At 52.8% G+C, this 14,669-nt stretch carries 15 protein-coding genes; all 15 read right to left on the bottom strand.

Annotated elements, in window-relative coordinates; all coding sequences use genetic code 11:
• Positions 1-197: 197 nt before the first annotated feature.
• On the bottom strand, positions 198-692 hold the full coding sequence (locus tag ACN9MU_RS04740) for a hypothetical protein (RefSeq protein WP_426344251.1): 495 nt from the start codon (positions 690-692) through the stop codon (positions 198-200).
• A 26-nt stretch (positions 693-718) separates the two neighbouring features.
• A complete protein-coding gene (locus ACN9MU_RS04735; protein WP_426344250.1) occupies positions 719-2,041 on the bottom strand; it encodes an FRG domain-containing protein in 1,323 nt (440 codons plus the stop codon).
• Positions 2,042-2,412: 371 nt separating this feature from the next.
• On the bottom strand, positions 2,413-2,772 hold the full coding sequence (locus ACN9MU_RS04730; protein WP_426344869.1) for a phage antirepressor KilAC domain-containing protein: 360 nt from the start codon (positions 2,770-2,772) through the stop codon (positions 2,413-2,415).
• Between the two features lie 14 nt (positions 2,773-2,786).
• Positions 2,787-3,536, bottom strand: a complete 750-nt coding sequence (locus ACN9MU_RS04725) for a helix-turn-helix domain-containing protein (protein ID WP_426344249.1) — start codon at positions 3,534-3,536, stop codon at positions 2,787-2,789.
• 4 nt (positions 3,537-3,540) lie between these two features.
• A complete protein-coding gene (locus ACN9MU_RS04720; protein WP_426344248.1) occupies positions 3,541-3,783 on the bottom strand; it encodes a helix-turn-helix domain-containing protein in 243 nt (80 codons plus the stop codon).
• Positions 3,784-4,431, bottom strand: coding sequence for a hypothetical protein (locus ACN9MU_RS04715; protein ID WP_426344247.1), 648 nt, complete (start codon positions 4,429-4,431; stop codon positions 3,784-3,786).
• Between the two features lie 632 nt (positions 4,432-5,063).
• Complete coding sequence (locus ACN9MU_RS04710; RefSeq protein WP_426344246.1) at positions 5,064-6,743, bottom strand: hypothetical protein; 1,680 nt, start codon at positions 6,741-6,743, stop codon at positions 5,064-5,066.
• 107 nt (positions 6,744-6,850) lie between these two features.
• Positions 6,851-7,675, bottom strand: a complete 825-nt coding sequence (locus ACN9MU_RS04705) for a hypothetical protein (RefSeq protein ID WP_426344245.1) — start codon at positions 7,673-7,675, stop codon at positions 6,851-6,853.
• 176 nt (positions 7,676-7,851) lie between these two features.
• Positions 7,852-8,190 carry a hypothetical protein gene (locus ACN9MU_RS04700; RefSeq protein ID WP_426344244.1) on the bottom strand — a complete coding sequence of 113 codons (339 nt, stop codon included), beginning with the start codon at positions 8,188-8,190 and terminating at the stop codon, positions 7,852-7,854.
• Positions 8,190-8,555 (bottom strand): hypothetical protein, encoded by a 366-nt coding sequence (locus ACN9MU_RS04695; protein WP_426344243.1) that lies wholly within the window; start codon positions 8,553-8,555, stop codon positions 8,190-8,192. The genes ACN9MU_RS04700 and ACN9MU_RS04695 overlap by 1 nt, the downstream gene beginning before the upstream one ends.
• A 315-nt stretch (positions 8,556-8,870) precedes the next feature.
• A complete protein-coding gene (locus tag ACN9MU_RS04690) occupies positions 8,871-9,713 on the bottom strand; it encodes a DUF3800 domain-containing protein (protein WP_426344242.1) in 843 nt (280 codons plus the stop codon).
• A 433-nt stretch (positions 9,714-10,146) separates the two neighbouring features.
• Positions 10,147-12,837 (bottom strand): DUF927 domain-containing protein, encoded by a 2,691-nt coding sequence (locus ACN9MU_RS04685; RefSeq protein ID WP_426344241.1) that lies wholly within the window; start codon positions 12,835-12,837, stop codon positions 10,147-10,149.
• Positions 12,838-13,012: 175 nt separating this feature from the next.
• Positions 13,013-13,291: a hypothetical protein gene (locus ACN9MU_RS04680; RefSeq protein ID WP_426344240.1), complete on the bottom strand. Its 279-nt coding sequence runs from the start codon at positions 13,289-13,291 to the stop codon at positions 13,013-13,015.
• Positions 13,292-13,621: 330 nt separating this feature from the next.
• A complete protein-coding gene (locus ACN9MU_RS04675) occupies positions 13,622-14,368 on the bottom strand; it encodes a KilA-N domain-containing protein (protein WP_426344239.1) in 747 nt (248 codons plus the stop codon).
• Positions 14,368-14,589, bottom strand: coding sequence for a helix-turn-helix transcriptional regulator (locus ACN9MU_RS04670; protein WP_426344238.1), 222 nt, complete (start codon positions 14,587-14,589; stop codon positions 14,368-14,370). The genes ACN9MU_RS04675 and ACN9MU_RS04670 overlap by 1 nt, the downstream gene beginning before the upstream one ends.
• Between the last annotated feature and the right edge of the window lie 80 nt (positions 14,590-14,669).

The following is a 14,669-nucleotide window of genomic DNA, read 5'->3' as shown; positions in this document are numbered from 1 at the left end:
CAGCCGCATTTTCATGGCACATCCATAGTCTACTGCATCTCAAATTGGCGCTCAATCGATTCAAGACCAAGTTGGCCGTCTCATACCAGCTCGAACGGTTGTAAGTGGCCTTTAACCTGGGTTGGTATTCCGCCGAGCACATGGCCTCATGGATATTCCCCGTGCCACCCAGGACCCGGCAGTCCAGGAGGAGCAAATCAACTCTTAAACTCTAGTGATGCAAGGTTGCAACCTGATGCTGGGCGTAGCACCGGATAAGCGTTGAAATATGCAATCCAAGAATGCATCGCCTGCTCAGCTAATGCGTACATGCACAAAGTCTCTCCGGCGACTTGTGCCTCCAAGCGGTTTAATTGCTGATATGCACCGTCAGGACCAACTTCAATTGTGGAAGTCATCAGAAAAGGCCCGATATCCGTCTTGGGCCGGCTCAGAGTCCTGTGCTTAAGCCTATTACATAGATCGTGGAGAATTCGTAGCGCCCTTGTTTGGTTGACATAGGCTTCAACATCGTGGAGCCGTGCATCGTATCTAGCATCAAACTTTATCCAATCTTTCAGGTGAAAACAAACCTCAAAGAAAACATAGGCCTCGAACTCCACATTCGCCCCAGCCTGCGTTGACGCTCCCCACTGCCGGGTCATGTGGAGCTTGCGATAGTGGTAATTTATCCGCGCAATATGATAGTCCATAGTTAGATTTGCGATGTATGCAATCGTCAGGCTAAGTCCGCCTCTTCAGCAGCTCTAAACATGAATTTTTTTGCAATATATTCGGCTGATTTTTCGATGTAGGGGAAGACTGTACTGTCATTGATGTTTAGGCGGTCAAGCTCTTTCAAAATGGTCACTTTATTGCGTACTGCGATTCGTTTGACCGCGATCTGGTGATTTCCGGTTTCCCCTAGCACTGCATCGTGCCCATATAGCAGAAATGCCCCAGCTTGAGATGCAATTCTGCTGTTAGTACGTTTTCCTTTTACACAAAGAACACTTTTCAAATCATCCGGATTAATCCTATTCTCAAAATAGGGCTTGTCTTCTCGAATGAAATGTAGAAGCCGGTGGATTGCTGGCTGATCGTTAAAATTCGGGACTTGCCAATCGATGGTATCTTTTTCGCTCTTCGGCAAGCGCGCGAGGTTCGCAAGGCAACTTGCAGTATCAGAATCAAAGTACTTGATGTTGTCGCGGCCGACCGTCATTACGATCACCTCACCATCCTTGTCGATTTTTTGTTCAGAATTACATGCAAAATAAAGTCCAATCAATGGATTACTGGTGATATCCAATAGGCGAGTGGGTAACGAATAGTGCTGCATTCGCACAAGGTGGTCGAGCGCAAACCTGTCTCCTTCAAAGTCCGCTGAGTTTGAGACCAGTAGCTCCCGATAGATCAAGTGCTCCTTGTCGCGATATTGATAATTGCCCTCCTTATCGTGCCTTAGCACCGAAGGTACGAGCTTATAACTCGCACGGTCTGAATGCCCTCGATAAAACACCTCCGCGTCCTCATCACCCTCGTTTCCAGTCAGGACAAGGCTAACGAACTCACTTACCGATTCGACTACCTGCTGAGTGTCAGCGATTGCTGGCAACGCCCCCCCAGCCGCACCATTCGCTATATTGAGTGGCGGCAGAACTGCAACGCCAATAGCAAGTAGAACAGCTGGAAGATCCACATCTTTGACTGCCCAATGCGTCCGATTCATCTCCCACTTTCGAATATCTAGTGCGCTAGTGAACGGTTCGATGAGAGTGAAGGGAATTGGCAGAATATGATTCTCGAAAATGAATTCGATATACCAGCGACCTCCCTTGTCAGTGATATTAGTTAGCCGCCCTACTTTCATCGGATAATCCTTGCCTTCTATCGCAAAGAGGCAGGGGTAGGACATCAAAGCATCAATATGCGACGGGGTCAGTACTTGATAAGCAGCAGCAATGTGCTCACGTGTATATTCCAGAAAACGACTCTTATCGATGAGTGCGTATTGGGAGTTCCAGCCTTCTGGATTTGCAGTTACAAACAAGTTATACATGGGCGCTTCTTTCGGAATCAGTTTACCAATAGTAACTCAAAGATTTGCCCACTTGGCAATTAGGCTTTAGTGATGCCGCTGTCATGACCAACCCGATCAACGCCTCATAGAACTACGCGCCTCAGCTAGTGTTCCACCCTCATGCGCGCGCAGGCGCATATGTGTAAGAAAATCCCGAAAGTTTTCACCGCCCATACTTAGGACGCGGCACGGCTTTACCTAGCAGCAGGCGCTCAAGTACACGTCCACCGCATTCACCGGCCCGCCGTTCGGCGACGAGCCTATTAGCCAAATCCGGCGCTATCCACACGGATAATCGCTTGAAACCTTCGGCCCGCAAATTGCGCTTGTGCTTCGCGAGTCGCTCGGCATTATTTGATGCCATAGAACCTCCGGGTCAACTCATTGAGGCCACACGGAGTAACAACCACCTGATAAACGTACCGCTGAAATCCGATGGACTTTCGCCGTATGGCGAGCCATCCTTGCTCAATGGGGGCCTCACAGCCGGTCCAAGTGCTTGTAGCGTCGTTCCTCGCTATCCATTGGCTTTCGCTCAGCCAAGCAAAGAGCTCGTTTTGCTTTACCTCAAGGTGCCGAGCGGCGGCACTGATGCTTATGCAGGCCACTGGAAGGGTGTCATCCCACCCTGGGGCTCGGCGGACGGGTTCTGCGTGTCGGCGCTTATTTTCTTCACTGCGGCGCTGCTTCCATTCGGCGCGGCTAAACATTGGGAAAGTCTGCGTCATTGTCTGTGCTCCTTCTGCAATACGTCATCTCTGACTGCTTTTTCGTCGTATCGCTCAGTCAGGTACTGAATCACGGGTATTTTTCCCTCGCGCATTCCGGCAAGGTAATCATCAATGGTTTGGTACTGCTTCACTTTCCTCACCAGCGGTTCCGCCGCCTGTACGATTTCGTCGACTGCCGCCAGCATTACGGACCCGCCTGGGAAATCGTCAAAGCCACGCTCACGCAACTTCGCCATTGCCTCCTCTAAGCGCACGGCAGCACTGTTAATGCGTTCTATTTCTACGCGAGAAAGTTGCTCTTGCGAGGCGAACCGAATGAGTGCCGTCGCAAAAGTTTCGGCGACGCTTCCGATAACCGCCTCTGTTTTGCGCAAGAGGGCATGTTGTTGCGTTACCTTGCTATCGAACTCGATGTGGGGGCTAAGTCCCAGAAGGAAGTCGGTGGACACCCCGTATGTCTTGGAGGCCAGGCGCAGGAATGCCCAGTCGCTTGGGACCTTGCGCGCGCCCGATTCGATTTGGCTAAGTTGCGTACTGTTTGCATAACCGAATCGCTCCGCAGCCTCGATACCGTTTAGGCCGGCTACGATGCGAGCGGCAATCAGGTTGTGGCGCAGGGTTTCCATGTCCTCCGGGCGGCTCGTGTTCCGCACGAAGCGAGTGAGCGCTTGGCGCGCTGGAACTTCACGTTCGACGGGCATCTGTCGTGTTGGCGGCGCTGGGGCCGGGTCAACGATCATCATATTTTCACTTTCTGTTCATGCCTTCGATGGCCGCCGCCAAGCGGTTGATCGACTGCGAAATGCCTGCGAGCTGGTCGCAGTTGGTCTGCGAGTGATTCTTGGCCTTTGCCCAGCCTTGGAGATTGCTCTTCCGGTAGATGGCCCCTGGGGTAATGCCGAATTGTGGAGCCAGGATTTGGGCTGTCGCCCCGGCCTCATACAAGCGCCGGATCGATGCCCACGCCTCGTTATTGAGTCGGAGCGCCATTCAAACCTCGGACAGCATGTTGGCTGCGCCGTCGCCATTCAATAGGCTCAAGTCGTAATCGGGGGCAGAACGCATGAAATCATTGAGTGCCACCTTGCGCCTTGATGTCTGTTCAAGCTCACGTTGCCAGAGGGTGAGGTCTTCGTATGTGGGCTTCAGCCCAATGCGCGCGATCTCCTCATCCCCGAGACCTGCTTCTTTGTAACGCTCGACGCAACGTTGTCGCGCATTTTCGAAATTGGCGATACGTACCTTCAATTCCGTCGCAGTGCTATCGATGGACAATTGTTCGTTCATGCACGCGAGCAGGGTGGGGGCGACCTCGGCTTGGCGCGCGGCGCAGTGGGCAGCGTAGTCCTGAACCTCGGCTTTCGCCCGTTGCGAATGTTCCGCAATTTCGTCCCGCATGGCGTGGAGTTCATCAGTAACGCTTCTTCCACCAGCGGCAGCAGCACGCACCGCTTTGTCCATCAGCGATTGGGTGGCTAGTTCGCTAACCAGTTGGGTCAGCGTGGAAACGACTTCCTCTGCCGCACGTGCCGTACTGCGGTTGCGCATAGCGTCGGCGTACATGCGCTTGAGATCGCTTGGGGCGGAGCTGTCGACGATGAGGTGAGAGGTGTTTGAGGTGATGTTGATCGAGATCATATTTCAAGCCTTGGTTAAGAAGGCTTGATAATGCAACTCGAAAATAGGATTGCCGAAGGCTGTTTTCCTAATCGTGCAGTCTTTCGCTCGCACATGTAGGAACTGCACGAAATCACATCGACTTTCGTGCGGCGCGGGGCCTGCACGACAACGGTAGATTGGCGGGGCGCAGTACAAATCCGTCGGTAGCTAGTAGCCGATGTTGAATCTATCAACCGTGGATTGCTGCGATATGGATGCTAGCGAGGGGATTCGCAAAGAATTGCCCCCGCTTCTCCGTCGGAAAGTTAAGCGGGGGCATCCTTGCTCACATGCCCACTCCCTCAGTAGAGGAACTATGAGATGAAAATGACTTTGAAACTTGGCAAGAAGTTTGAGTCAAGCGACCCCAGCGATAGGAAGCTGCAACTACCCATATCGATACAGGTCCACTCGAAGCCCAGTGCGTGTGCAACCGCCCATGACTCTTTTTGATTATGAACGCGAAAGAGTCAGGCGGCAACTGTCCGAAAAGGGTGTCCGAATACACTGGGCTGTCCGAAACTAATTTGGCTCACTTTCGGACATGCCGCGCTGCCGGTGTTCGAAATCGTTCGATTTTGAACAGCTTGGCATGTCGTTCGCTCAGACAATCAATGCTTCCTAGCGTGCTTAAACAGTAAGCCGGTGGGAGATTCCTTGCGCAACTTGTCTTCGGCCGCAATTTCCTTGAACTTCGTCTTGATGTCCTTGAGATTCGGCAGACCAGACACACCAAGTACACCAGAAATCGCGCCCAAAGTCGTGTTGCCAGTCAGGGCAGCCGCTACGCCGACCGCGCCTGTCACCATACATGCTCCGACGTCTATTCCGTAAAGCTTCAGCTTCTTTTGTCGCGCTTCCGTTAACGCCTTTTGGTGCTTGCGGAAGGCTGTCTCGAGATTCTCAACTACTTGGTCAGCAGTGCGGAAATAGTTGTCCGGATTAATCCCAATCAGATCGGAAACGCCACGCCCAAGAAGCTCACGCAGCTCTTCGGCCAAGCCGCGCCTTCGGATTTCCAGTACCGTCTCTGATGGGACGTTGCCCAGCCATTCAAGGTTGTTATGTGATTCAGCAGCCAAAGCACGCACAACGTGCATACTATGTCGATTGCTCATGTCGTCTCCGCGCGGCGTCCCTTCATATTCCAACATCCACGTGTAATGTAACCAGGAAGTTTCAGCGTTAATGAATGGAGAGCCACCAAAGTGATAAGCAGTCTGCTGCGCGCCCATAGCCTGAGACATTCGTCCAGTGCACGCGGAAAACACATGAAACCCCGCGTTACCTTCTATCGGCGATAGCTGGGGATTCTCCTTGATAGACCTCACCAGTTGCTGAAGGGGGTCCGAACCCCATTCAGTGTCAAAGAGCAATCGATCTGGCCCCTTCAATTCTTTCATTACCTGCTCAACGGTCTCCAAGTAGATACAGAATTCCTGGAGATCTTCCAGACCCTCGAACGTGCGACCAAATAGGTACTTTGCATGAGCGCAAATCATTGGAGTCGCGCGATGAATCAATCCTTCGCGCAGCTCTTCACCCGCGTCATCCGGATTTGGAACAATCATCGCAATCGGAGGGGTAACGCCTGCAAGAGCAATGTCCCTGTAGGTCATTGCAGTCATGACATGTTTGACGATCATCTTGACGACTTCTTTCGATGGCATTGCCTTCAGAATCGTCCCCAGCCGCGTAATGGGGCAGGGCAAGATGATGGTATCTACATATAGACCAGCGGTCGAAACGGCATTTTCCCAGTGCGCAGGGAATATATCGCCAGCGAATACAGCCTTTAATTGGCGGCTATCTTGCACATGGTAGCTCGCCACCTCGGCAACAGAACTCCAGAATTCACGGACAACATCGACCATTTCAGGAAGTACTTCCAAGAGGTGATCCATCATGCCGTCATCCCGCCCGGCTACCTCAGATACCGCGTATGGCGTCGCGTCTGCTTTCTTCATCTGCTCATACAGCCAACCAAATTCTCGGAAGAGAAACCCAAAGTACTCCTCTTGAACCTGCTCCAAACTGAGCGACTTCTTGGCATCTTCCCGCTGCTTCATCGCGACGATGGCCAGCGTCGATGCGCGCACACGTCCGTCCAGTGAATATGGATCAACCTTGCCATCTGGGCGGAGACGAATTGCATCGTAACTCTTGAAGAATCCATCGGCGAGTTCCCGATTTGCGAATTTCAGCTTTCCAGACTCCACCTGCTCCTTCAGGAGGAATACGCGGTCGGTAAGGTCTTGTACTTCCTCTTCGGTATATGTTCTAGATGACATGGATATCTTAATAATTCGGGGATGAATTATAAAATTGGCTGAAATGCCAGATTTTACCCCTTGATCGTCATCATTTAGCCCGCAGGTCATGGACTAAGCTAGATCACTCACAGTCGGTACATCCTACCGATGTCTCGGCGGTCGATGGCGGAAAGGGTTGATAAAGTAATCTGAATGCTTTGCTGAACAAGGATTCCTTTCTCAGACCGTGCAGCGGTGATAGGCTCCGACACGCTTTCAATCACCATCGGCTCGTAGGTCCTGTCCCCATAACGCATTCCAATGATCTGGGGCGAAATCGATGGAAAGATTGTTTCGATGAAGCCTCGTTCACCTGCGCCCTCGATAGCACCAGAAACAAGACCATCCGACGAAAGCAGTTGTGGCACGGCCCATTCCTGAATCTGCCTGATAGGTTCGCGCACTTCAGCAAGTGGGTCGTGGAATGCACGAAAATGCAACGTTATGGATAGCTTGAGCGGTGGCATACCTGAGAACACCTGAGTCGAATTGAGCTTTGTGATGCCAGTTCGACCCGCCAATTTATCGAGAGCGGATGAGGCACCATTTTCCAGGAAGCCGGTCCTTTCAACCACGGCTTGAAGCATCGGGCTCAAGTTCCCGGTTTGCAGCATTGCAGTCAACGCGGGGGCCTTTGATTCTGCTCCAGTGCATTCGAATGGGGAATGCCAGTTCAGCGTCATTTCCGCATTGCCATCGGACAGTGGTGCGTGAACCTCGAACCCGTCGTCAACAGTGAACCTATCGAAGGCGGACAATTCGCGCTTGTCGCGGCTCTGCTCCCAACCGGCCCCGTTGGGCATTTTTTTGAGTGGATAGAATCGTGCAATCAGGTGAGGCGATAGCTTGCCCCAATCTGAAGTTAGAATTTTGGCTTGGCTCCCGTTGGAGCCTTTGAGTGAAATCATCATGCGACAAGTATGCATGCCGACAACACGCCAACCGCCGCCGATTTTCCGGAAACAACGTGCATCAATTATGCGGGGCGCATAATCCGTAAGTCGTTGATTTAATACCGTTTCGACAAAATTCTTACACCCTTCTAAGCGAACTCGCAGCAGGAAAGCCGCGTTCGCATCCTACAAGCTTATTTCAGGGGTGTTTCTTGAATCGGATCAGGAGGCACTGTAGTGCCAGGCACACTTGGAGCCCCGCTAGGCATAACGCCCTGGGCAAATGCTTGCACAATCAACGGAGTTGCAGCGCCAATGTTTGCAGCCAATAAGGGCTTATCGATGTCATAGGCAACCGCCAGGCCGCCTGCAATAACGGCCACTAGGAGCCGAACGACATAGAACATGAAACGATGATAACGTTCAGGTACAACAATTTGATGCGCGTCGTAAACCTTGGCCGCAGTAACAATGTCTACCGCTACGCTGCCCGCGAAGCCATAAAGAAACATTTCGGTAGGAGTAAGAGACATTACCAAACCCCTTTCACAACTCGATCCAATGCACTGTCGTTTGCCAAATACTCCCTCAACCGCGCAACCTTATAGGTTAGCAAATCTCCCCGCGACGGCTTTTTTTCCGGCGTTTCAGGAAGTTTTTTCTGAAATTCAGCAATCAACTCAGCGATGACCTTCTGCTCCAGCGGACTAGCGTCCGCTTTCATTAAAGCCAGTTGCATTAGGACTGAACGAGTCTTCAGTACCCCTAGCTCGCGCCGCCTTTTTTCGTTCAGATGCGACAGCCACCATGAGAGCACGCTAACTAGCGCGGTTAAGGCGCCAAGCACGATTGGCGCAATCTCTCCCAAAATTTTGACCAAGCTATCAAAGTTCGTCATAGTCGTTCACCCGTAATAGTTCTAATCTGACGTTCGAAAGTAAGTTGCACCAGAGCCATTAAAATCATACGTTCCCTTCAGAAGAAGGAAAGGTGTCTTCGACCCAACCATGACAAGAAACATTGCCTCAATGACAAGTAAATCCTCCGCCTTCTCGTCAATTTCGGCAAACATCGGTACCACAAATGAACGGCTAAGCGTAACAATTTTTAATGACGGACCCGTGATAACTTGTATATAATTGGGTAAGCCCTTCGTATCCAGCGAACGCCCAAGTTCCACTTGGGACACTTATGTAGCTGACGCGGGGCTTTTCTATTTCCGCTTCACAAAACTCTCATCAGTCTCATACTCCCGGGGCACAAACAACCAGTGCCGATAGTGGTGAGACCAATGCACAGTAGCGTCCCCTCCCGTTCCAGTGCTCACCCCGATGTTGAAATTGTACCCGTGCAAATTCTTAATGTGATTCAGCACATGCTTGTAGACCTTTTCTTTCGCGATGGTCCGTTTTCCACGGAACCGCGAACCTTCTGGCTTCTCAAGATGCTTATCGTTTAAGCGGAATTGAATAGCGCCCATTACGATGTCCAAACTCTGCAGTACCACATGCTCTTTCGAGTCAATCTCAGCAATCTGATCCTTTTTGATAAGCATGCGAGCATCACGGAACGGTTTACTTTGATTCAGCCCGAGGACATATCCTTTAAATGCCTCGCATTTTTCTTTTGTATCTGGGAGCTGATCGAAGTACATGCGGAGCGCGGTTTCTCCACCCTCCACGCCAGCGTGAGCGAGGCCAAAAGCGTGTTTTACAAATTGGTAGTAAAGCAGAAAGAACTCGTTATCCCTTTGCTCGGCCGTCAGGTTTTTTGGACGGTAATAATTCTGAGTAAACATTACGCGCATTTTCAGCGCACCCTGTGCCATTAGGGCAAAAACTTCGTCCAGAAATTCCATGTACTTCACAGCGTAGGCCGAACTAATCTTCTGCCATTTCACTTCTGCCCCGAGATTGAGTTCCAATTTTTTTGCTTCAAGCCTCGCAATTACTTCCCCTAGGTGGATGGACTCGACAAGTGCCCCACCATAGAAATTAGAGAAGTGCTTGCCCGATTTGTCGGACTCATCACAGTAGATGGAAATTTCGCGGCTCATGCTCAAGATGTCTTTTCAGAAGGTTATATTTTACTGCTGTGCTCACCTCGATGTATGACTTTTAGTTTGAGCTAGCGCAATTGTTGCCGCGATGCAAGTAAATGATGTCGAAATACATCGCAAGCACACTTGTCCGTTAAAATCCCCACCACCTAACACAAAGTGCGGGGCATCTTAACTATCACAAATAATGCAGTGGAACTGCGGGAACAGTGGAACCTTCGCATTAAGGCATTGAATTTTCAGCGATTATTGGTTCCACCGATGTTCCACCTTCGGGGGGGCGTTACTTCGGCATGAGTCTGTACTTGGGTTCCACCATTGCTGAAATTGGTGGAACCACGGTGGAACTATCAATCGCTTTGATTTTTACGAGTTAGCGAGCTGGTTCCACAGTTCCACCGGTTCCACCGATTTGTTTTTGGTACAGAAGCTATTCCCCTTGATCCTTACGCACGGTCAAGTCAAATCTGTAGAACCGCGCGCCGTCCTTATGTTCTGGCGTCTTGTGCTTACTCGTCGCCTTTCCATCATTACCCCGTCTTAGCATTCCTGCTTTCGCAAGGACATCAGCAGCCGCCACCTTGTCGAATCCCGATGCAATTTCCTCAGAAAACGTCGATGGAAAGACCAGCCAGAACGAAGCCCCGTTGATCGTTTTCTGGAATCCAGCGCGGTTGTGCACGGCAGGCTGAGACGGATTGAGACAATCGACGAATCGGGACCACGCATGCGCAGCGAACCACGCTTCAGCCTGAGTAATAATCTGCTCGTCTTCACGATTCCCGACTCCATAGCGTCCCAGCCAACATTCGAGGCACGCCATCACTGCTTTGTGCCCGTCGTCTTGGTTCCATCCTGTCAACCCTTCGTCTGTAGCGATTTCCAAAGCCTCGGCCGCCACTGCAAATCGGGAGGCCACTCGACGAACCTGCCCCGAACACTCCTTCGGCAAGCCATCGTGAACCCTCTTGATTGCGTTACGCAGCCGCATAGTAATCTCATCGCTTTTCGGAGCAATGCGCTCAATAAATTCGCGGCCTACGGTGCCATGATTATGGCGCGCAGCGATCTCCATTGCCTCAGCGAGTTGCCCGCTGTCAGGATAGCCATTGAGTTGATTGAACGCACCATAGCCCTTTCCTACGTCCGCAGGCAGGCTCGCTAAACGAACTTCCTGACCTGCCCGCGTCCTCTTACCGCCACCGCTCATAAAAGCTGACAGATCGATTTCCCCAGTGGAGAGCACCATGACACGCCAGCGGGCCTGTTCGCGGTTCCCACCGTCCTTTGCCCCCTGCATCTTTCCAGTGCCGTTAAAAAGGCGATATGCGGCCATACTCACGGCCTCCGGATTGCCTTGGCCCATCTCATCAAGCAGCATCAATCCATCATTCCGCGCGGCCGCCGCATTCGCGAGCGCGAGCGCAGTCGCGTCCCAATTCAGAACTTGTTCACTCGGAGTCCCCCAGACTGAAGCCCCGACCTTCGCGGACGTCGTTTTTCCTGCACCCGACGGGCCGTACAAGTGGAATCCGCCAGACTCCAATCCAGAGAAATGCAGCAGGGGTGCGGCGAAGGCCACGGCCAGGCTCAACATTGGGCGAGTATTACCCTGCGCCAGTCGCGCAACGGTTTCGCGCCATTCTTCAACGGTGCCTTTAGTCATGTACGCATTTGCGCCGCTTTTGTCTCCCCGGTAGAACAGAGGGGCGGTTGGCGTCCCCAGAACCTTACCATTGGGCAAGACATATGCACCATGTGTCCAACCGCCGCTTTCCGTTACAAAGTACAGCTCGTCACTCCCTTCCGTTTGCAAATAGCCAGAAAGTTTTTCGAGTGCAGCTCTCGTGGTGGCGATAGCCAATCCGCGTTCACGTAACATCGCCCAACCTTCACGCTCGCCGATCATCGCCAGAGGAAATGCGTTAACGCGCTCCGTGCCACTGCCTCGACTGTTCCATCGCACGATGCGGTACCCGCGCCCAGCATCGTCCTCGCCACGGCCGATAATTTCGAGGCGGTCACATAGCCAAACCGGTGGGAGCTCCACGTCCACCTCTGCTTTGCTGTCGTGCTTAACGCCAATGTAAAACACGCCCTTTTCGGACACACTGAAGCGTGGGCGCAAATTCGCTGGAGCATCGGGTGCGGGCGCCAGATCAGCAGCGGTCGCATTGACCTCAACGGCGAGGACCGGCGATGCTGCGTTGACGGAATCTCGCACCGATGGCAAACCGAGAGCTCTGTGCAAGTCGTTGAAGTCCGTGCCGCCCACCTGGTTTGCGTCGCCAAAGGTCGGTAAAGCCAGGCGCGCCTGCACCGCTATAGCGGCCTCACGCGCTTTGACGACACCGGGATTCCCTTCAGTTTCCGCATCATTGTCGGCGCAGATTATCAAGGTCTTTTCCGGAAATTTCGAGCGCAGCGCCTGAGCCACACGCAACAGGTTTCCGGCACTCATCGCCGCTGCGACAGGCCAACCGGTCGCCTCATGCAGACTGCAACCAGTGGCCCAGCCTTCGCAAATCAGAATCGGCGAGCCTGGCTCAGCGAGATCTCCGATTGAGCAATAGTTGCCTGCAATTAGGCCATTAGACTTGAAGCGCTTTTTTGCACCATCGCCCCAAATGAACTGCATGCTGTGCAACTCTCCGTCGGAGTCACGAAGTGGAATCATCAAGCGCTCGCCGGACTGTCTAGCTCCCTTTGGTTTGATCGCCTTCTCCATCACATATGGATGGTTGACCTCCACTGGCCCAGACTGCTCCCACAACTCAAGGCATCTTTGGCGTGCGGATTCAGCCAGTTTCTCGCGTTCATTTGCTGCGGCCGCTTTGCTTTCTGCGATCCGTTGACGATAAGCTTTGCTCTCCTCAGGCGACATGCTTGCGCACTCCCCCTTGGCGCACCACGTTTCGACCGCCCCCGTGCGCCAGTCTCCAAAGGAGCCTGCTGGCAGAGCATCCGCGTACAGCACATACCACCCGGAGCGCTTCCCCGGCCTTTCGCCTGGCGCATCAAAGCGATGTATTACGCCGTCGGCAATGACTTCATTTGGGGCCAACCCGAACTCGGCCATAGTTGCCGCGAATTGTTGCTCGATGTTGATCGGGGCGTTCATGCGCGCCTCCTGAACTGGCTTTTTGCAGCGGGACCGGCGTAGCAGTCCCCGTTCGACTGGTCGCCCAGTCGTTTCACTTTATTAATCATGTTGTTTGGGTGTATCGGAGTCTCAGAACGCAGTCATCAAGAGATGATCAGCGGCACGGCAATGCCTTTGGCTTGAGAGGCAATCATCACGATTGAATTTCCACGAAACTGCCTATGCTCTCGATTTTGTCGGTCAAATCGGATGCCAACCAAATGAGCCGCTGTTGATTCTCGTCAGACAAATTCTTAAATGCTGTGAAGCCTTCACCGGAAATCAGTGAGAGTAGCGAACGCAACTGCGCTGTGGTGGCGTCAAACCGATCTTGGTTTTCGACGTATGCCGACGCGCTCAAAGTCGATTGAGCAATATGGGGGTGAGTAAATTCTGGGCGCGCTTGCGCTGAAGTGCGGGAATGATTAGGCATGTGTGCCCTCCTTGCTGTTTGGGTGTACGCCGCAGCCCCGCTTCCAAACGGGGGGAGCGGCAAATGGCGGGTTGGAAGACTGGTACAGCAAAGCGAAACCAGCGAGCACATAGGCTCCCACACCACCGCCGCTCCATTGAGACGCACGAAGGCAAGCACACAAAACAATGCCGCTTGCGCGGCTTGTGCGCTCTACTGTTTTCAGGCTTCCACCCCTGGTTCCTTCTTTTTCGGGAACATTAATAGGATATGTCATTCGCCCCAGAGAGACAAGGGCGTTGACATTAATGGACTCGTGGCCGCGCAGCTCGCCAGTCTTGCAGCAGGCGCTCACTGGGCACCTCCTGCCATAACGTCAGAGAGGAATGGCAGCATCAACTGTAAAGATTCACCGTTGCGGTCGGCTCGGCACTGTTCAACACGCGCGAAGTCGTCGGGCGTAGCGTTACCCGCCAACAAGCGAGCGCCGAATTCAGCAGATTGAATAACTTGTTCGCAGTTCATTTCGCGCGCATGCGTCACGCCTGCAAACCGATTTAACGCATCATAGACCGCACGGAAGGACAGACGGTGACGGGCAACTACGGCTGCGACGACGGCCAGCAGCGCCTCGCGGTCAGGAGTCTCGCTGGGCGCTCTCCCCGACTTGTGCCACAAGGTCAGCCCACCGCGCAGGATATTATCAATCTGCATATCGCACCAGACAGCGAAGCGTATGTCCAGCCAGCGTGCGAATGCGACTGCCAGCTTTGGATGGAGCCATGTACCTCCGTAGCGCCCCCGCTTGACGCGAATCAAATCCCTGGAATTCCAGGTATTAAGGGCAGCGCCGAGTGCGCTCAGATAGGCTTGGGTTTCGTCATTCGCCAACCAATTGTCCAGGCGCTTGTCGAAGCGCTTCGCCACCTCAGTAGCGTTAAACCATCCGTCACCAGTGAATTGAACTGGCTTACCGTTGTACTCCCACTCCCCAGCGTGTGTTCGCCCCTTGAATACAGCGCTTGGTTGCGAGCAGCGCCCTGGTCGGCTAGGTGTAATGATGTGGCGGCATGCCACATTGTTTTCGGAGCGCCCCATTACCCAGCCACACGATCACGGTTGTTGATCTGTTCCGAGATCCAGAGATCAACTTCAGCTTCCACCCAGCCCGTTGCCTTCGCACCGACTCCGAGACGGATAGGAATTGGGAAAGTACCCGCCTTCACGCGCTCGTAAATCGTTGATGTAGGCAGGCCCGTCTTATACTTGACCTCTTCGCGCCGAATGATGCGCGGTGCAGATTTGATTTGTTCAGCCATCGTATGCTCCGATAAGATCCGGTTGATTCCGGGATGGCTGCAACTTTGAATTACATTGGCGGCGATGAAAATTCCAGCCG

The sequence above is a fragment of the Pseudoduganella sp. R-32 genome (genome assembly GCF_049913245.1).
In the GTDB taxonomy this organism is placed as follows: Bacteria; Pseudomonadota; Gammaproteobacteria; order Burkholderiales; family Burkholderiaceae_D; genus Rugamonas.
Note: the sequence above shows the minus strand (reverse complement) of the source record. Positions and strands in the feature narration are given on the sequence as shown.

What these genes read in the sequence shown, in the direction of transcription:
- ACN9MU_RS04695 (WP_426344243.1), bottom strand. Translation starts at nt 8,555, where the DNA reads ATGACGAACTTTGATAGCTTGGTCAAAATTTTGGGAGAGATTGCGCCA.
- ACN9MU_RS04700 (WP_426344244.1), bottom strand. Translation starts at nt 8,190, where the DNA reads ATGTCTCTTACTCCTACCGAAATGTTTCTTTATGGCTTCGCGGGCAGC.
- ACN9MU_RS04735 (WP_426344250.1), bottom strand. Translation starts at nt 2,041, where the DNA reads ATGTATAACTTGTTTGTAACTGCAAATCCAGAAGGCTGGAACTCCCAA.
- ACN9MU_RS04715 (WP_426344247.1), bottom strand. Translation starts at nt 4,431, where the DNA reads ATGATCTCGATCAACATCACCTCAAACACCTCTCACCTCATCGTCGAC.
- ACN9MU_RS04690 (WP_426344242.1), bottom strand. Translation starts at nt 9,713, where the DNA reads ATGAGCCGCGAAATTTCCATCTACTGTGATGAGTCCGACAAATCGGGC.
- ACN9MU_RS04675 (WP_426344239.1), bottom strand. Translation starts at nt 14,368, where the DNA reads ATGGGGCGCTCCGAAAACAATGTGGCATGCCGCCACATCATTACACCT.
- ACN9MU_RS04685 (WP_426344241.1), bottom strand. Translation starts at nt 12,837, where the DNA reads ATGAACGCCCCGATCAACATCGAGCAACAATTCGCGGCAACTATGGCC.
- ACN9MU_RS04710 (WP_426344246.1), bottom strand. Translation starts at nt 6,743, where the DNA reads ATGTCATCTAGAACATATACCGAAGAGGAAGTACAAGACCTTACCGAC.
- ACN9MU_RS04740 (WP_426344251.1), bottom strand. Translation starts at nt 692, where the DNA reads ATGGACTATCATATTGCGCGGATAAATTACCACTATCGCAAGCTCCAC.
- ACN9MU_RS04720 (WP_426344248.1), bottom strand. Translation starts at nt 3,783, where the DNA reads ATGGCGCTCCGACTCAATAACGAGGCGTGGGCATCGATCCGGCGCTTG.
- ACN9MU_RS04725 (WP_426344249.1), bottom strand. Translation starts at nt 3,536, where the DNA reads ATGATGATCGTTGACCCGGCCCCAGCGCCGCCAACACGACAGATGCCC.
- ACN9MU_RS04730 (WP_426344869.1), bottom strand. Translation starts at nt 2,772, where the DNA reads ATGTTTAGCCGCGCCGAATGGAAGCAGCGCCGCAGTGAAGAAAATAAG.
- ACN9MU_RS04680 (WP_426344240.1), bottom strand. Translation starts at nt 13,291, where the DNA reads ATGCCTAATCATTCCCGCACTTCAGCGCAAGCGCGCCCAGAATTTACT.
- ACN9MU_RS04705 (WP_426344245.1), bottom strand. Translation starts at nt 7,675, where the DNA reads ATGATGATTTCACTCAAAGGCTCCAACGGGAGCCAAGCCAAAATTCTA.
- ACN9MU_RS04670 (WP_426344238.1), bottom strand. Translation starts at nt 14,589, where the DNA reads ATGGCTGAACAAATCAAATCTGCACCGCGCATCATTCGGCGCGAAGAG.